This window comes from Pantoea sp. EEL5, from assembly GCF_049892805.1.
In the GTDB taxonomy this organism is placed as follows: domain Bacteria; phylum Pseudomonadota; class Gammaproteobacteria; order Enterobacterales; family Enterobacteriaceae; genus Pantoea; species Pantoea ananatis.
In genome coordinates, this window is sequence record NZ_JBNDNJ010000006.1 from 56,313 (window position 1) to 74,046 (window position 17,734).

The 17,734-nt window shown below is 51.7% G+C and carries 17 protein-coding genes; 5 read left to right on the forward strand and 12 right to left on the reverse strand.

What is annotated here, in order from left to right:
* Window positions 1–15 precede the first annotated feature (15 nt).
* Together ACPXSQ_RS19020 and ACPXSQ_RS19025 are read right to left on the reverse strand one after the other, a co-directional pair.
* On the reverse strand, window positions 16–1,185 hold the full coding sequence (locus ACPXSQ_RS19020; RefSeq protein ID WP_110286912.1) for a hypothetical protein: 1,170 nt from the start codon (window positions 1,183–1,185) through the stop codon (window positions 16–18).
* 44 nt (window positions 1,186–1,229) lie between these two features.
* Window positions 1,230–2,216: an iron-containing redox enzyme family protein gene (locus ACPXSQ_RS19025; protein ID WP_028716104.1), complete on the reverse strand. Its 987-nt coding sequence runs from the start codon at window positions 2,214–2,216 to the stop codon at window positions 1,230–1,232.
* A gap of 643 nt (window positions 2,217–2,859) precedes the next feature.
* On the opposite strand from ACPXSQ_RS19025, the gene ACPXSQ_RS19030 reads away from it, so the two are divergent.
* From ACPXSQ_RS19030 to ACPXSQ_RS19045, 4 genes are all read left to right on the forward strand, one after another.
* Complete coding sequence (locus ACPXSQ_RS19030) at window positions 2,860–3,048, forward strand: YjfB family protein (RefSeq protein WP_014332946.1); 189 nt, start codon at window positions 2,860–2,862, stop codon at window positions 3,046–3,048.
* Between the two features lie 333 nt (window positions 3,049–3,381).
* Window positions 3,382–3,597 (forward strand): YdgH/BhsA/McbA-like domain containing protein, encoded by a 216-nt coding sequence (locus tag ACPXSQ_RS19035; RefSeq protein WP_013023962.1) that lies wholly within the window; start codon window positions 3,382–3,384, stop codon window positions 3,595–3,597.
* A 307-nt stretch (window positions 3,598–3,904) separates the two neighbouring features.
* On the forward strand, window positions 3,905–5,227 hold the full coding sequence (locus ACPXSQ_RS19040; RefSeq protein WP_014604713.1) for a methyl-accepting chemotaxis protein: 1,323 nt from the start codon (window positions 3,905–3,907) through the stop codon (window positions 5,225–5,227).
* A 166-nt stretch (window positions 5,228–5,393) separates the two neighbouring features.
* Complete coding sequence (locus ACPXSQ_RS19045) at window positions 5,394–6,293, forward strand: LysR family transcriptional regulator (RefSeq protein ID WP_110286911.1); 900 nt, start codon at window positions 5,394–5,396, stop codon at window positions 6,291–6,293.
* On the opposite strand, the gene ACPXSQ_RS19050 is transcribed toward ACPXSQ_RS19045, so the two are convergent.
* From ACPXSQ_RS19050 to ACPXSQ_RS19080, 7 genes are all read right to left on the reverse strand, one after another.
* Window positions 6,268–7,074, reverse strand: coding sequence for a substrate-binding domain-containing protein (locus ACPXSQ_RS19050; protein ID WP_014594946.1), 807 nt, complete (start codon window positions 7,072–7,074; stop codon window positions 6,268–6,270). The two genes, ACPXSQ_RS19045 and ACPXSQ_RS19050, sit on opposite strands and share 26 nt — an antisense overlap.
* 15 nt (window positions 7,075–7,089) lie before the next feature.
* On the reverse strand, window positions 7,090–8,391 hold the full coding sequence (locus ACPXSQ_RS19055) for an MFS transporter (protein ID WP_014594947.1): 1,302 nt from the start codon (window positions 8,389–8,391) through the stop codon (window positions 7,090–7,092).
* 508 nt (window positions 8,392–8,899) lie between these two features.
* On the reverse strand, window positions 8,900–10,279 hold the full coding sequence (locus ACPXSQ_RS19060; protein WP_013023968.1) for a carbohydrate porin: 1,380 nt from the start codon (window positions 10,277–10,279) through the stop codon (window positions 8,900–8,902).
* Between the two features lie 184 nt (window positions 10,280–10,463).
* The gene (locus ACPXSQ_RS19065; protein WP_110286910.1) at window positions 10,464–10,766 is read right to left on the reverse strand and encodes a PTS lactose/cellobiose transporter subunit IIA; all 303 of its coding nucleotides are present in this window, start codon (window positions 10,764–10,766) and stop codon (window positions 10,464–10,466) included.
* Window positions 10,767–10,777: 11 nt separating this feature from the next.
* Complete coding sequence (locus tag ACPXSQ_RS19070; protein ID WP_019104660.1) at window positions 10,778–12,160, reverse strand: glycoside hydrolase family 1 protein; 1,383 nt, start codon at window positions 12,158–12,160, stop codon at window positions 10,778–10,780.
* A 12-nt stretch (window positions 12,161–12,172) separates the two neighbouring features.
* On the reverse strand, window positions 12,173–13,510 hold the full coding sequence (locus ACPXSQ_RS19075) for a PTS cellobiose transporter subunit IIC (protein ID WP_013023971.1): 1,338 nt from the start codon (window positions 13,508–13,510) through the stop codon (window positions 12,173–12,175).
* Window positions 13,511–13,522: 12 nt separating this feature from the next.
* Window positions 13,523–13,837 carry a PTS sugar transporter subunit IIB gene (locus ACPXSQ_RS19080; protein WP_013023972.1) on the reverse strand — a complete coding sequence of 105 codons (315 nt, stop codon included), beginning with the start codon at window positions 13,835–13,837 and terminating at the stop codon, window positions 13,523–13,525.
* A gap of 290 nt (window positions 13,838–14,127) precedes the next feature.
* On the opposite strand from ACPXSQ_RS19080, the gene ACPXSQ_RS19085 reads away from it, so the two are divergent.
* Entirely contained in the window at window positions 14,128–15,084 is a 957-nt protein-coding gene (locus tag ACPXSQ_RS19085) for a LacI family DNA-binding transcriptional regulator (RefSeq protein WP_014604710.1), read from the forward strand.
* 6 nt (window positions 15,085–15,090) lie between these two features.
* On the opposite strand, the gene ACPXSQ_RS19090 is transcribed toward ACPXSQ_RS19085, so the two are convergent.
* The 3 genes from ACPXSQ_RS19090 to dnaT all read right to left on the reverse strand — a co-directional run bounded on the left by ACPXSQ_RS19090 (window position 15,091) and on the right by dnaT (window position 17,716).
* Window positions 15,091–16,224 (reverse strand): ROK family transcriptional regulator, encoded by a 1,134-nt coding sequence (locus ACPXSQ_RS19090; protein WP_013023974.1) that lies wholly within the window; start codon window positions 16,222–16,224, stop codon window positions 15,091–15,093.
* A gap of 215 nt (window positions 16,225–16,439) precedes the next feature.
* Window positions 16,440–17,180, reverse strand: coding sequence for a DNA replication protein DnaC (gene dnaC / locus ACPXSQ_RS19095; RefSeq protein ID WP_014604709.1), 741 nt, complete (start codon window positions 17,178–17,180; stop codon window positions 16,440–16,442).
* Complete coding sequence (dnaT, locus tag ACPXSQ_RS19100) at window positions 17,180–17,716, reverse strand: primosomal protein DnaT (protein ID WP_014332936.1); 537 nt, start codon at window positions 17,714–17,716, stop codon at window positions 17,180–17,182. The genes dnaC and dnaT overlap by 1 nt, the downstream gene beginning before the upstream one ends.
* Window positions 17,717–17,734: the final 18 nt, after the last annotated feature.

A 17,734-nucleotide genomic window follows, 5' to 3' on the forward strand; every position in this document is an offset into this window, starting at 1 on the left:
GATCTCCGTTTTCCTTTAGCGCCCATTTTCTGTTGCATTACTCACGGCGATCGTTGATGTCGGAACCCGTCGTACCGCTGTAATCAGCATCAGAACCACGATGTTAAGACCAATGACACTTTCCCAGGCCAGCCAGAATCCCAGTCGATCGGCCATAACGCTTAATCCCAGGCCTAATACCGTTGAGAGACAGATAAATACAATCTCGTTAAAGGAGAGGATACGAGCCAGCGCCTGGCTGTCTGACTGGGTCATGATCAGTGTGTTTCGTCTTACCCTGATGTGGCAATGGCAGAAGGCGATAAGGAAAAGGCACGCATAGACGGCGCTGAGGGTTTTAAAGAGTAAAGGAAGCAGTAAACCCAGGGTAAACACCGTGCCAAAAAGCAGATATACAGATTTCAGGGTCGGCAGATAGCGCTGAGAATTTAACATGCTACCCGCAATTGCGCCCAGCCCGTAAGGAACCACCAGAATCGCGTATGCGCTCACTGGGGCACCGATCTGTGTAAACAGCGCAGGATATAAGGCATTTAGAAACACCACACAGATATATGGAAACAAAGAAAGCAGTTCTACAACGCGTTTTTGTTCCCCCAGAAAGAAATCATAACCTTTAACATACATGCCACCTTTTAACGTTTTATGGCTTTCAGGTTCAGCGCCGCTGACATTATCCATCGGAATAAAAACGTTAATCAGTAATGACAGCGTGAAGCAGAGAAGCATAACCAAGCACACGTTGTGAATAGATTTGTCCTGAAGGATAAAAAACGCCACGCCCCCTGAAAGAAACGTTATTCCCTGCCTGACCATTTCCAACAATCGGTTCGCGTGGTAAAGCTTTTGCTCAGGCAACACCTTTTTCATATAGGTGGCGCGAATGACCTGATCAGAGGCGCGAATCAACGTAAATACTGATGTGGATAACAAAATGACCGTAAACGAAAGGAGGGCACTGAGCTCGCCTGGATTGATTAAAAAAAAGGCCAGAGCGTTGATGGCGCCCAGGACATACATAATCGTCAGCATCCGCTTACATGTCGTTTTATCCGTTATATGTCCAATGAAGGGCAGTGCAAAGAACGTGATGATGTAGCCCGATGACAAGACCGTTGAGACCAGCAAACTCGACCCGAATTTACTCTCAATAAACCAGGCGATGGCAGTAAAAAACACTGCCATTGAAACACCTGACGTAAGCGCCGAGAGCAGGACAGGAAACATAGTCAAATCCCGAAGTAGTCGACCCGCTGCCGAGGAATATAGTTACCTTCTTTCGAATAATACTCCTCAATTTCAAGGCACTGAAGATCGATGGCATGCTTGATATCGTGTAGGGCATTCAGTATGAAGGACGTTTCTTCCATGTTAGCCAGGGTAACAAGATGCAGATGATCGTCCAGAAGACGTGAATGGCCTAATTCATAATCAATTTGAGAGTGTTTGAAGAAAGGTTCAAGAGTTCCAGGCTGAAGATCGTAATGGCTATTAATGTCCTGAATGGCATTTTTCACCTCAGTCTCGTCAAAATCGTGAGACTCGATCACTTTTGCAATCAGAAAGACCGTCGAGGGATGTGTTATGAACAGCGCCTTCATCATATTAATCAAATTCAGTGTTGAAACGAGCGGAATGGCATTTTCAACTTCTTCCTGCTTCATACCTAATTTAATTAGAGTTTCTAATATGAATGATTCGTGGCCAGTTTCCTGTAGCTTATAAGTCATCAGTACAGACTGAAGTTCAGGGTTGTCTGTACTCTTAATGGCGACGTTAATAATGTCCGGAAAGGCCTTAATGTAATGCCAGGTTTCTATGAAGAAGCCTGTCAGAACGTTACGGTGCGTATCGCCATAAAGAAATTTATTGAACAGATGCGTTTCTTCAACCTGCTCGGCCCACATTTCACATGCCTGAATTGTTTTTTCAAGGATGTCTTCATTGTGCGGTTTTTTTTCGTTTCTGAGCATCCCAATATCGCTAAGAGAAGTCACCATCTCCTCAATGCGCTGAACGGGAACGTTGGTTTTTTTAGCAATGTCAGCGATGGTATTATGGCCGGTGCAGTAACCACGTATTTTATAAAAATCTTGCGCATCCCCTTGTTCTACTTCGTATAGCCCACCCGTGAAGCGAAGGTAGTGCTCACCATCTTCGTTAGTGGTCCAGAGGTTATGAACAAATTTGGGTGAGGTTTGATAATTTTTTTGCATGGCATTTTTTCCTTCAGCGCGGACAGCAGGGCCGGTGCAAACGACCGGCCCCGATTTTTATATGCATGGGTTAGCCGCAGGTTGCGCCGCCCAGTTTTTTCGTGGATTTCTTGCTAACTTTTTTCAGTTTCATGGTTAGTTCCTCTGTTTTAGGATCGGTAAGCCTGATAACAGGCGTTCAGATTGTTTACATAAACTGATGTTTTGGTAAAGTTACTGTGCGTTTTTTTGTTGGAAATATTAGACATACTTCTCATTTATGCAGAATCCTGACTGGTTGAATCGCAGTAATTCTGCGCATCAGGTCGCGTTGGGATAAGGATGACTTTTGGTGGAGGTGATGCTGCCGGGACGGGGTTGAAGACAGGCAAGGTCGACAGGGGTTCTTAACTCGACGCGGGGCGCGGTCAGGAAGGCATGAGCGTGGGATGAAACGAGACGAGAGTTGACGACATGTATCATTTCCGTCTGAGGGTTAGCGCGAATCATTGTTCTGTCGGCATCCAGAGGTCGTGCTTAAAAAAACACCGACCATCCTCAAGTTTATCTCATCATTGCCGATACTTTATGCGCAACTGGCGAAATCCGTCGCCGGTATTATGTGACCCCCATTCGGGGCTCAGTCAACATAAGGAGCAACTGCATGGATATTCAGCAACTCACAACGCTGTCTGCAGGGTTGGAGCAATGGCAGGCACGTGGTGAAGCCAATGCGACGCTGTTAAAGAAAACCCTGAACCAACAGGCAGATACCATCACGACACTGGTTGAAGGCGTCACCGCGCTTCCTGCTAACCCGGCGGTAGGGCGCAATATCAACACCACCGCCTGACGGATCCCCCGGGCGGCTTTTGTTGTGTCGCCCGTTTTAAATGCACCACGCAATCAATTGTTTTGCGTTGAGTGTGCCCGGCTAACCGCCTTCTCAACGCCTCCATGACAAGCAACTCATCCCTCATCCGCTTTCTAAAACCTGCTATGGCAACCATTACCCATGTTCTTCAGTCAATCCGGCAGAACTAAAAGCAGCAAAGCGCTATCAGTGCAATAGATAGCATGATCACAATAACGGCACTTATTGTTAACTATGTATTAATAACAGTGGTTATCATTATCCCCATAGAAAGCGAACCGCTTTCCCGCTTACAAGATAAGGAACAGGATTATGAAAACCATGAAAACACTTTCACTTGCCGCCGTTGCTGCGCTCTCACTGATGTCAGCTTCCGCTTTTGCACAAACCGTTACCGCCACCGGTTCAACGCTCGATGGCACAGAAGCGAAAATTGCTGCCCAGGCTGAGCAGCAGGGCGCACAGTATAAAATCATCGAAGCCAATACCAACGATCGTGTTCACATGACTGCTGAGCTGTATAAATAACAGCGTTATGTTGAGCAAAGCGAAAGAGCTGCCTGATGGCAGCTTTTTTTTTGGGCTTTTATCGCTGACGATGAGAACGTCTTCTTTCGCCGATAGCGCGATTGACCTGAAGTGCACATGTTTCTCAGCACAATGACAGTTTTCCCCTTTTAACGCGGTCATCAGGCAGCGCTGCGTCCGGTATTCAGCCCTGTATCGAAGTTATTAACCTTGTCACAATCTGTTGCTTGTTTATTCGCCATTGTCTCAAGCCCGTTCTTTATCCTGCCGATAACTCATCCAGACCACTCAATATGGCAGTATAAAAATGACAATATTAAAAAAACTATTTTCTGTTTTTCCTAAACACCAGCATAAACACGCCGCCGATTCGCTCAGAGCACTGGACGATGCGGTTCCGATCATCGAATTTACCCCAGATGGCATCATTCTTCGCGCAAATGCCCTGTTTCTGAGCAAGATGGGTTACGACGCGAAAGAGATTGTGGGTCGTCACCACAGTATGTTTTGCCCGCCATCAATGGTGAACTCAGCCGAGTACCGCCAGTTCTGGCTGCGCCTTGCCAGCGGCAAGAGCTTTAGTGGTAAATACCTGCGCCTGGGCAAAGACAGCCATCCGGTCTGGCTGGAAGCCAGCTATGTGTCAGTAAAAGACAAACATGGCCGCGTCATCAAGGTGATTAAGCTGGCAGCAGATATCTCCGAGCGTATCAGTGAGGCACAGCAGCAGGATGCGCTGGTGCAGGCCATCAGCCGTTCAATGGCGGTCATCGCGTTTAATAAAGCCGGTGAAGTGCTGGAGGTAAATGAAAACTTCCTCAAAGCAACGGGCTACAAGGCAGACGAGGTACTGGGCAGGCATCACCGGATGTTCTGCTCTGAGGATCTGCGTAACAGCCAGGAATATCAGCAGTTTTGGCAGCGTCTGAATCAGGGAGAATTTTTCTCTGGGCAGTATCCGCGGCTCAATCGTAATGGCGAAACTATCTGGCTGCGCGCAACCTATAATCCGGTTTTTGATGCAGAGGGGCGGATGTACAAGATTGTCAAATTCGCCAGTGACGTCACCGAGCAGGTATTGCAGAACCAGCAGGAAAATGAGGCGGCTCAACACGCGTGGAAGATGGCGCAGCAAACCCGCGAAAGCTCGGTAACGGGCGCGGATGTGATTGAAGACAGCGTCAGAACGATGGCCGAAATTGCGAAAGAGATGAACAGCGTATCCGCAGATGTCTTTGGCTTAAACGGACAGTCGGATCGTATTGCTGATATGGTACATACCATTCGAAACATCGCCGAGCAGACGCGTTTCATCGCCCTGAATGCGGCAATTGAGGCGGCCAGGGCCGGCACGTCCGGACGCAGTTTCGCCATTGTGGCAGCTGAAGTCCGGACCCTGGCGGCCCGAATTAATGAAGCGACCGAAGAGATAGGGCGCGTGGTGTCCAGCAATAATCAGCTGGCCAAAAAGGTGCTGGAAGATATCGAAAATAACCTGAAAAACACGGCTCGCGGCGTTAATTTGATGCGTCAGGCCGGAGAGGTGATAGCCAGCATTCAGAGTAATTCAGCGCGAGCCGAGGAAGCGGTCAGAAACGTGTCTCGTTCAGCGTCACCGCGTGTCGCGTAGTTTTTGTTATGCCGGATCGCCTGTTTGCACGGGCGATCCCCCTTTTGACCTGCCGTTTTCTGTTACCCGTCCCGTCAACATTTCACTTTGTTTGCCGCCATTCTATAAGGCACTATGAGTTCCCTCTGTCTTTGCTTCTCCATCGTTGAAAGGAACGTCAGCCGCTATGCCCGTTAATTTCGATCTTAACGATCTCTATGCGTTTCGCGCATTGGTCGAATATGGCAATTTCCGTATTGCAGCGGAATCCATCTGCCTGTCTCAGTCGGCGCTGAGCCGCAGGATCGAGAAGCTGGAAACGGCACTGGGAATCAGGCTGTTTGACAGAACCACTCGCCGGGTCACGCTGACGCTTTATGGTCAGACGTTTGCCGCACGTTCAGAGCAGCTTCTGATCAATTTTGAAGAAGTTATGGCGGATATCAGTAAAGTCAGTCAGGACAGAACAGGCCTGGTGACGGTGGCCACAGTGCCGTCCGCTGCCTATTACTTTATGCCGGATGTGATCCGCCGCTTTCAGGCCCGCTATCCCAGAGTGCGTGTCAAAATTATTGACAGTAGCGCAGGCAACGTCATAGAGGCCGTCACCAGCGGTCAGGCAGATTTTGGCATTTGCTTCTCCGGTAATCCGCCGCCTGACGCCGAATTTTTACCGCTGGTTGAGGATGTTTACGTGGTTGCCTGTCGGCACGATCATCCTCTTGCCAGCCGTAAAAGTCTGACGTGGCAAGAGTTTTATCAGCAGGATTACGTGGGGCTGGATAAAACCTCAGGCAATCGTAACCTACTTGATTCCGCGCTGGGCCATGTCGTTCCCGCGCGTCCAAGTATCTGCGAAACCCGGCATGTCACAACCATGTTAGGGATGGTTGAAGCGGGAATCGGCATTGCTGCCGTTCCCGCGATGTCGATGCCGTCATCAGGCCATTCGGTGCTGGTTCATCTGCCGCTTACCGATCCGGTAGTGAAACGCACCGTTGGCCTGATCCGGCGCAGCGGACGCATTCAGTCCTACATTGCCGCTGAACTGGAAAAGCTAATTACTGAACGGTATCACTCTGCTTAGCAGGCTGCTGCGCTTTGACCGAGTGCAGGCCCGTGGCATGGACCACTTCCTGAGCCGGAGCTGACGCCAGGAAATCAAGTAGCGCTTTGCCTTCCTCTGGATGCTCAGCTTTGGCTGGCACGGCGCCGGCAAATCGGGTGATGTATTGCACGTCGTCAGGCAGTTCGCCTACAAAGGTCACGCCCGGCACCGGCAGGAGCTCACTCACCTGCTGGAAGCCCAGCGCATAGTGGCCTTTTGCCACTTCAGACGCCACCGGAATGCGCTCCACCTCGTGGGCTTTGCCTTTAACCTTGTCTTCAATGCCTAACTTTTTAAACAACTGATTGCTAACGTATTGACCGCTGGCGCTGTCGGAATAGGCAATGGATTTAGCATTCAGCAGGGTTTTACGCAGTGTGTCATCCGTTTTGATATCGGGTTTGGCATCTCCCTTCTTCACCACAATGCCGATCGGCGAGTCGGCCAGCTCAACGCGTGAACCTGGTTTGATCCACCGGTCTTTTTCCAGCTGACTGAGTGCATCGCCCACCATAATCACCACGTCGGCTTTTTCCCCGCGCGCCAGTCGGTTGGGGATCGCCTGCGGGGTTTTGCCCATGGAAGGCCCGGACACCAGAATAATTTTATCGCCACTTTTCGCTTCAAACTGAGGCGTCAGTTTTTCCAGCGCGGCTTTGAAGCCGCCAGAAATCATCACGGTCACATCTTTTGCCAGCACCGCGGTGCTGACCGACGAAAGAACCAACGTGGCAAGGAGTGAACGGTAAATTATTTTCATTATGTAAGCCCTGACTCAATGTTTAACGGCGGTTTGCAGATTGACCGTGCTGCGACGGTACAGGTACAGCGTTGCCAGTAAGGCGCAGACGGCAGCGAAGCTCATCCAGTAACCCGGAGAGGCTTTATCGCCGGTGTACTCAATTAACGCTGTTGAAATCACCGGCGTGAATCCGCCAAAGATGGCGGTCGCGAGGCTGTAAGCCAGTGAAAAGCCTGCTACTCGCACCTCAGCTGGCATGATCTCGGTAAGTGCCGGAATCATCGCGCCGTTGTAGAGGCCATAAATAAATGACAGCCACAGCAGGACAGTGAGCATCATGGAGAAGCTGGGGGCAGCAGCCAGCATCGTCAGGGCAGGGTACGCGGTCGCCAGCGCGATCAGCGTCATGCTGACCAGGACGGGTTTACGTCCAAAACGGTCAGACAGCGCCCCGCCAACCGGCAGCCACAAAAAGTTAGAGATGGCGACCAGCAGCGTAACCAGCAGGCTGTCCGAGGCGCTGAGCATCAGCACTTTCTTGCCGAAAGTAGGCGCATAAACGGTGATCAGATAGAACGCGGTGGTGGTCATCGCCACCATCAGCATGCCGGCAATCACAACCTGCCAGTTGGCCAGAAGGGTTTTAAACACGTCGCGCATCGCCAGGTGATGACGACGGGCGTTAAATTCCTGGGTTTCTTCGAGCTTGCGGCGCAGAAAGAAAATGAAAGGCACAATCATGCAGCCAAACAGGAACGGAATGCGCCAGCCCCACTCACGAATCGCGCTCTCTTCCAGCACGGCATTCAGGGCAAAACCCATCGCGGCGGCAACCATAATGGCAACCTGCTGGCTACCGGACTGCCAGCTGGTGTAAAAGCCTTTACGGCCCGGCGTGGCGATCTCAGCCAGATAAACGGAAACGCCGCCCAGTTCGGCTCCGGCAGAGAAACCCTGTAACAGGCGGCCGGTTAACACCAGCATCGGTGCCCAAAGCCCAATGCTTTGGTAAGACGGAATCAGGACGATCAGGAAGGTGCCCGCCGCCATAATTGACAGGGTAACAATCAGACCTTTACGTCGGCCGACCTTATCAATGTATGCGCCCAGCACCACAGCACCAATGGGGCGCATCAGGAAGCCCGCGCCGAACACGGCAAAGGTCATCATCAGTGAGGCAAATTCACTGCTCGCAGGAAAGAAGGTGTGAGCAATATAGGTGGCATAAAAGCCGAACAGGAAAAAGTCGAACTGCTCCAGAAAGTTGCCTGAGGTAACACGTAATATGGCGCCGGTTCGGGCGCGGGTGGTCATAGGTGAAGTCGAGGAATGCATCGGTATCTCCAGTTTATCATTGACGCTTTTTGCCGCGTCTGTTGCTGAAGACTGGATCAGGAAAATAAAGTAAATAAGCGCAATAAACTCATCGACTAATGCGTACTGTGCATCAATAACCCTAAGCCATTACCAGAGGCTATGTGTAACAAGCCTTTAACAACATGGCGGGATAAACGGTCACCGGTAAACACGGAAAAACGGAATGCGTGTTTTGTGACAAGGTTCATACGGGTTTTTGAGGGCGAGCGTGCAGCGTAACGCGATTGTCAGGTTTTATCGGGCGTGCCGGGCGCTGGCCTGGCAGGGGTTAAACTCGCAGCCCGTGGACCTGATCTCCCGCCCTTACCTGAGACCGCCAGACCACAGGGGATGACAACATGCCGTTTGCAAAGGGCCAATGCCGATCGGCCCTATACGGGAACCTCCGATCGGCAATGGGTTATCGTTGTTGGAGACAGAATGCGCGTCTGTCATCCGCAGGATGAGATCACTGTTCGGGTTATGCCTAAAACCAGGCTTCCCACATCGCGCCCAGATTAAAATCGTCCAGTATTTCGTTCTCCCTGCCGTTCACGCGAGCGGTGCGCGCATTGTCCACTTTGCCCCCGGTGACATAGAAGCGCAGCATAGGACGAAACTCCGGCCCCATGGCAATGGCGATATTTTGCGACAGAGTCAGCTTCCAGCCATGGTTACTGCCGCCTTCATCGTAGTTAACGCGCTGATAACCGGCTTCCAGCCAGGTGGAATGGACGTCATTCCAGAAATACATTGGGCGGACAATCGCGGCGTAGTTCTTCCGGTTATCGCTTTTCAGCCGACTGTTATCGTAGTCGTGATAACCCAACAAATACTCGACCTGTGCCTGCGGGCTAAACAGATGCTTACCCTCAAAGCTGGTATACACAGTGCTGAGGCCCTCGGTTTTGCTGTAAACGCTGTTATCCGAATTGTCAGAATAGCGGGCAATCACTTTATTCACGCCATGGTCGTTAGTGTGGCTCAGTACAAACGCACCCTGCCAGGCTTTCAGGCGGTCTTCACTCTCTACGGCTTTAGAGTCGAAACCGTAATTAGCGTACAGCTCCAGATCGAGTGCGCCCAGCTTGATGCCGTGAATTTTAGAGGTGGCAGCGTAGTTGCCTTTATCCCCGGTACCTGAACCTCCCGTACAGGTGATGCGCGAGGGATTAGACTCATCGCTGAGCACTTCAGGGCTACAGGATTCCACGGCAGCGACGGCGGCCACGTCAAATTTTATCCCGCCCACATCGAAGTTCTTCACGCCCGCGCCCTGGCCATCATGGTTCATCCAGAAATAATCATTGATGTTCTGCTGCGGGCGCTGATGAAAGTCCCGTCCGGCCCAGAGGTAGGCATCAGGATTTGATGCCAGCACATTCGTCACGCCGGCATAGGCCTTTTTCAGATTCACCTCGTCGCCCCAGTGATCGATCATCACATTGACATCCCAGATAGCACCACTTTGGCTTTTAAACGCCTTGGAGAGCTGGAATTCGCCACCGTTGCCTTCATTGCCCAGACGGCCAATGCCGGAGGCACCGTTATAAGAACCGTCCACGGCTACATATTTCTGATCGCCGCTTTGATAGTGCGCACCGTAGCGCGCATAGCCGCTGAACGTGACGCCAAAGGGGATTGCCATATCCGGTGACTGGGCCGGGCTTTGCGGGTCGGTCACCACGTCCGTTTTTTTCGCTACGGCCGCATCCATTTTCGCCTGACGTTCGGCCAGGGCTTTATCAACGGCTTTGGCGACGATGGCGTCGATCTGTTCCTGCGTAAACTCCTGTGCAGCGGCGACGGCAGGGCACAGCGCGGCTATCACCGCCAGAGGTAATGGAAGTTTTCGAATAATATTCATGGCTATCTCGTTTGCACAGCGTTATTCGGGTTGATGATGTTCAACCCGAATAACGACGTGTGTTAATGATCAGACAATAACCATCCTGCGCGGGTTTATTGATGACCAGGGCAAGTTGATTTTTATATTATGTTATTTCCAGAGGTTTTTTGTTTTTCAGCCGATCTCCTGTCATGTTTTTTTATTAACGTTGGTAGAGATAAACAATTTCTTCTGCCAGTTCACGTGCCAGCATTGAGGTCATTAAATGATCCTGAGCATGGACCATAATTAAGGTCATTGGCTGGCGGGCTTCACCTGCATCCTGCTCTATTAATCGGGTTTGCATTTGATGCGCGGTGCGGGAATAGTCGTCGGCCTCCTTTAGCCGGGCTTTAGCCTCATCAACGTCACCCTTTCGTGCTGCCTGAAGGGCTTCAAAGCACAGGCTGCGGGCATGCCCGGCATTGACAATAATCGTCATTACCGCGTTTTCAAGTTCAATCATGATCGTCGCTCTCAATTAAAACCGTTATTTTCGGCAACCTCAGCAAACCATTTGCCACTCTTTTTAATCGTACGTTTTTGCGTGGCTAAATCTAACTGCACAAAACCGTAACGATTTTTATAACCGTTTAGCCATGACCAGTTATCAATAAATGTCCACATATGATAACCCAGGCAATGACAGCCTTCGCGAATCCCTTTATGCAGCCATTTAAGATGTTCGGAAACAAATTCGATACGATAATCATCCAGAATTTCACCGTTCTGAATAAATCGCTGTTCATTCTCAACGCCCATACCATTTTCAGAAATAAAACAGCGCGGGTTTCCATAATTAACCCGCAGGTTAGTCAGAATATCGTAAATACCGGGCGCGTAAATTTCCCATCCACGATACGGATTCATCTGACGGCCTGGCATTTCATAGTGGTCGAATAACCACTCCGGCATAAAGGGCGCTTCAGCATTGACGGCGCTGTCCCGACACTTCACCCGGCGCGGCTGATAATAGTTCACGCCCAGAAGGTCGATAATGCCGTCGGCAATCAACGCAGCGTCGCCAGGCTGGCAGCGCGGAAGCTGGTGGTACTGACTCAGTAAGCTCAGCAGATCCACGGGATATTCTCCCTTCAGAACCGGATCCAGAAAGCTGCGGTTAAACAACAGGTCAGCATGATGTGCGGCTTGCACATCGGCCGGATTCGCCGATCGTGAATAGGACGGCGTGAGGTTCAGCACCACACCAATGTCACCGTCGTAGCCGCCGTTACGCCAGGCGCGTACTGCCAGCGCGTGTGCCAGGACTGTGTGCAAGGCCACGTTAGCCGCTCGTCTGAAGTCCACAACGTTGGGATAATGAAAATCGTACAGATAGCCACCTTCGACCGGCACAATCGGTTCATTGAAGGTAAACCAGTGTTTCACCTTATGGCCGAACAGCGCGAAACAGCGCTGGGCATAGCGGCCAAACGCTTCAACAACCTCACGGTTCTCCCAGCCGCCTTTGTCCTGCATAGCCAGAGGCATATCAAAATGAAACAGGGTGATAAACGGTGTAATGCCCTGCGCCAGTAATGCATCGATGACCTTGTTATAAAAAGTCACGGCGTCAGGATTCACGGCGTCAGTGCCGTCTGGCATCAGGCGCGCCCAGCTCAGCGACGTGCGAAAGCTGTTGTGCCCTAACTGCTTTAGTAATGCGATATCGTGCTGCCAGTGCTGATAAAAGCCCGAGGTGTCTTGTGGGCCAATGCCTTGATGGAAACGGTGAGGCTGTTGTGCAAACCAGCGATCCCAGGTGGTAGGGCTTTTACCGCCATTCAGGCTGTCCCCTTCGGCTTGTAACGCCGAGCTGGCGCTGCCCCACCAGAAATTTTCAGGAAAACGGTAGTTCATTTTATGGGCTCCTTAAGCCTGTGGATGACCGGGCACGGGTTGGCCTGCAGGGGGCGCATCCTTGATTTTTTTCTCTTCTGCTTTAATCAGGCTGCGTTCATAGGCACGCAGGAAGGGTAAGTACATCAGCGCCGACATCAGCATACAAATCAGGCACATCACCAGCGGGCTTAGCGCCCAGTTAGCGGCCCAGGAGGCACCGATCGGGGCGGGCGTGGTCCATGGCGTAAGCGAAACCACCTGGGCGATCCAGCCGAGTTTCGTGGCGGTATAAGCCAGCACGGCATTAATCATTGGAACGCAGACGAAGGGGATAAACAGCAGCGGGTTCATGATGACCGGCGCACCAAACAGGATGGGCTCATTGATATTAAAAAAGCTGGGCACCACGCCCATTTTGCCAATGGTGCGTAAATGTAGCACCCGGCTACGCAGCAGTAAGAAGGCCAGCGGTAAGGTGGAGCCCACTCCGCCAATCAGCAGGTAGTGATCCCAGAACCCCTGTAGATAGACATGCGGCAGCGCGGCTCCCGCCGCCAGGGCGGCCTGGTTAGCAGAGAGGTTAGCCATCCAGAAGGGATTCATAATGCCGGTGACGATCAGTGCACCATGAATACCGGCAAACCAGAAAATCTGACACAGCAGGACGGAAAGCAAAATGGCTGGCAAAGAGTCCGAAGCCGAAACCAGCGGCTCCAGCAAATGCATGATCGCCTGTGGCATAATCATGCCGGTTTGCGCTTCGATAAACAGGTTGAGCGGATGTAACGTTGCGATAATCACCAGTACCGGGATCAGAATCTCGAAGGAGCGTGCCACGCCGGTAGGCACTTCTTTCGGCAGGCGGATCGTGACATTATTTTGTTTTAGCCAGGCATAAACCCGGGTGGCGTAAATGGCGGTAATCAAGGCAGTAAAAATTCCCTGACCGGAAAGATACTGGGTAGAGATCTTTTCATCCGCATAAGGCGCGGCCACCAGTAAAAACGCCATAAATGCCAGCAAACCCGACATGATGGGGTCCAGATTAAACTGGCGGCCCAGGCTGGCACCAATCCCGACCGAGATAAAAAAGGTCATAACGCCCATGCTGAGATTAAACGGCAGCATCAGCTGTTGGCGATAAGTGATGGAAAAGTCCAGCCAGGCACGGGCAACGCTGTTGGTGGTGTCCGCTGAAAACGGCGGGAAGATAAATACCAACATAAACGATCCAATAATCATAAACGGTAGCGCCGCCGTAAAGCCGTCACGAATCGCTATCACATACTTTTGCTGACCTAACTTTCCGGCGAGTGGCGTAATGGACTGTTCAATTACCGTCACCATCGACTGATATAACGAACTCATAATGACACCTTTCTAGTGTGCCGCTTCAATAAGCGACAGAGCGTAATCCAGCACCTTGTCACCGCGTTGCATGCCGTAGTCCGTCATATTGATGGCCTGGACAGGAATGCCGTGGGTGGCAGCTTTTTCTGAGAGCGTGGTTAACATGTACTTCACTTGCGGACCGAGCAGAACGACCTGATAGTTTGGAAACTGCGCATCAAATTCGGAAACGCCCCAGGCATCGATCTGCACACTCAGCCCGCGCTGGTTCGCAACGTCGACCATCTTGCGGACTAAAAGACTCGTGGACATTCCTGCTGAACAACACAACATAATCCTGATCATGAGTAACCCTCCTTTGCGTATAAAACGTGTTACAGACGTGATTTGATATGATACGGAAACCGGTTTCCATTTGATGCAAACGGAAGTGTGACAGGCATCATGATCCCCGTTAAATAAACATTTTTCTTACGATTCAGATCACGTAATTTCAAGTTATTGTCGATAATTGAGAAGAAATGGAAAATCGGTTTCCATGAAAAAACGAAAAAGCTATACTGCCGGTGATGATTATTTGAGCCGCAGGATTAGGGCGTTTTTCAGGGATTCAGCGGGGTTTTCAGGGGAAAATAATGTCTACTATCAACGATGTATCGCGTCTCGCGGGTGTGTCAAAAGCCACGGTGTCGCGCGTGTTGAGTGGGTCACGCGGTGTAAAAGAAGCCAGCCGCGTTGCGGTATTAAAAGCGGTGGATGAACTCAGTTATCGTCCAAACGTGATCGCTCAGTCATTACTCAGTCAAACCACCGGCTGTATTGGCGTAATTTGCGCACAGGACAACATTAACCAGACCACCGGTTACCTCTATGCGCTGGAAAAACACCTCAGCCAGCACCAAAAACACCTCTTGCTCCGTTTCGCGAACAGCAGGATGGAAGTGATGACCTGTCTTGATGAGCTGACCTGTGGGTTGTGTGACGATGTGTTGATTATCGGCGCGCGCTTCCCGCTGAACCTGAATCAAAAAAACGTTATCCTGGTGGATTGTCTGGAAGCCGGGGACGACGTTAACTGCATTCAGTTCGATCACGCCTTTGCCGCCGAAACCGCCTGCAACTACCTGATAAGCCAAAATCGCCGACAGATTGCTCTGATTCATCCTGACAGAATGGGATTTTCCGATCGGGTTCTGTTGGGTTATAAACACGCGCTGGAAAAAAACTTTCTGCCGTTTAACCGCAACCTTGTGTTTATGGACGCCACATCCTCCTCGGTAGCACTTCAGGAGTTGCTGAATAACGCGTCCACGCTGAATTTCAGCGCATTGCTGGTGGCGGATGAACAACAGGCGCAGAAAGTCATTCCCCAGTTGCAGGCGTTCAACAAAAAGGTTCCCGACGACATTATGGTCTTCAGTCTGGCGGGCTCGTTGAACTTGCCCGGCATTCCGACTATTCCGGCGATTGAGTACTCGATGGACGCGATGGCAGCGCGCATCGTTAAGGCACTGACTGAACAGACGCGTAGCGTACTGGACTCCTATGTCATGCGGGGTGACCTGATTATCCCTGACTTTCGCCAGCGCTGAGCGCCCTTAGTCCGTTCGCTGCTCTTGTTGTTCAATAATCGCCAGCGCCAGTCCCGTTGCCGGTGCAAGGTGCGACGTCAGAAAATGTACCTGAGTGTGAGCGGCAATGAATGCCAGCTTGTTGGCCTGGGTTTGATTAAGTACGGCCTGACAAAATGTTGGGCTGACGCTCCAGGGGCAATCAATGATGATGTTGGCCGGATTGAGCAACAGCATGATCTGGCTGAGCGCGATACCCAGATAGTTTCCCGCCAGTTGCATCACTTCGTTTACCACGTTAGGCGCGCTGTCGCGGTTGTGCCAGGTCAGCCCCGGCTGACGCTGGGCCAGCTGTTGATTAATGGCAGGTTTACTGATCATGGCTTCCAGACAACCCTGACGGTTGCAGCTACAGCGAGGCCCGTTCGGCTGGACAGTGAGGTGGCCGGCTTCGCCCGCCGTCCAGCTGTTGCCGGTAAAAACGACACCGTGCTGTACCAGTGCGCCGCCAATTCCTTCGGCAATTCGTAAATAAAAATGCCCGCTTTCGGCGGGCAAGTTGAGTTGTTGCACAGACAGCAGCGCAGCGGCTTTAACGTTATTCATAATGCGAATCGGTAATCTGATCTGCTTACGCAGGTTGCTCGCCAGATCAACGTCCTGCCAGCCCAGATGGGTAGATAAATGCATCCAGCCCCGTCTGGGATCGACGACGCCAGGAAAGCCCAGCCCGATGCCCAGCAGGCCCGGCCAGGATTCGGTGAGTTTTTCACATAAGGCGGTCACCTCCGCTAACAGTGGCCCCGGTCGGCTGGTATCTGTCCGCAGGGTTTGTTCCGCCAGGGGTTGAGAGAAATAATCGCAAACCTGCCAGTGGATCAGGTTCTTTTCCACCATTATGCCGGCGCTGACCAGCTTTTCCGGACGCAGGGTAATCTGGATTTTAGGGCGACCTGCCGCAGAGACACTGGCTTTTCCCAGCTCCTGCACGAGATCCTGTTCCAGCAGATCATCAATAATCTGCGACACGGTATTTTTACTGATTGCCAGGATGTGCGCGAGGTCCTGCCGCGACGTGATACGGCGCTGGCGCAGTTGCGCCATGACCCGCTTTTGATTATTCAGCCGCATTAATGCAGGCCCTTTGCCAGTCACTTTCATGGCGGATTACCCCAGGTGTGGAAATCGGCAGCAGATTTGCCACCAACGATGAAGTCTTATTAGTTTGATGTCTAATCAAAACTTAGCATCGTGCAGATAAGCCTGCCAAACGGCGACGGCCTCAGGGCGAGAGAATTAAGTCAGAAATGGGTGCCAGGCCACAGGATTGTATAACGGTAAGGTAAAGAGCTGGCCCGCGTTCGCGGGCAGCCAAATCAGTATTCATCACCGCGAACGCGGCTACGGTAGCTTTCCCAGTCAAAGCGAACCCACAGGCTATTGCCCAGCCGCATGCGATCCATAACGCGTTCACCCAGCAGCGCATTCATCCCGGCGTGATCGAGGTTAGACAGCATGCCCGTCGGGCGTTTCGAGGAGGAACGGCGGTCCACAATCTGGTTAATAATCACTTTCTCGTAGCGCGATTCACTCTGCATACCGATCTCATCGATCACCAGCAAATCAACGCTGCTGAGATCCTGAATCAGCCGTTCTTCCGTAATATTGCTGCTGCCGCTGAAGGTGCCCTTCATGCTCGACATCAGATCTGCCACCGTGACGATTAGCACGCTCTTGCCACGTAAAATCAGATCGTTACCAATGGCGGCTGCCAGGTGGTTTTTGCCAGTGCCTGGACGGCCAGAAAAAACAAAGCTGGCAATACTGCTATCAAATTCGGCCGCATACTGGCGAGCCAGTTCCAGCGCTTTGCGTTGGCCTTCGTTTTCAACCCGATAGTTATCGAACGAGCAGTTGATGTGTAGCTCGCGAATGCCGGAACGGCCCATGATGCGCTGCATTTTCATCGCACGATTTTCGCGCACGATAGATTCTGATCGCAGACGGCCCTGTTCCTGATTCCAGGCCAGTAATTCTTCACCGTTTGTGAACTTGGGTCGGGTACCCGCGGGCATCATTCGTTTCAGACGGTTAAACAGATCGTTCGGCGTTTTCATTATTCACCCCGGAAACCATCAGGAATTGTGCTGTCAGGATTTGGCAACTGTGTAATGTCACGTCTGGGTTGTCCGCCATTGGCCGCCCGATTCATTTGCAGGCTGCGTGCCAGCTTCTGCTGCCACTGCACATGATGAAACAAACGCCCTTCCGCCTGCCAGTAGGCCACAAAGGCAGCCAGTTCAGCTGGCGTCACCGGTTCGCTTAGTGCAACGCCCCAGATGGCCGCCTGTCGCGTAAAGTCAGCGTCCGGCTGCCAGCCATCATACATGGCGAATTTACCCACCGGCGTATGCAGCGTAGCAGAAACATCGTCATACAGGCTGTCGTCCAGCGCCACATCACTGGGTTGCTGGGCGGCGGCCTCAAGTGCCAGTAGCCGCGCGAGGCGCGCTGGCGTAATGGCATACATTACGGGCGTATAATTTTCCAGCACCGCCAGCGTGCCGTCTTCAGCCTGCTGCAAGGCGCTGAGCGGATCCTGACGGAAAGCCTCAAGACCAATAAGCGTTGACGTTAAGATTTTGACTGACATGAAAAGACCTGCGGTTAA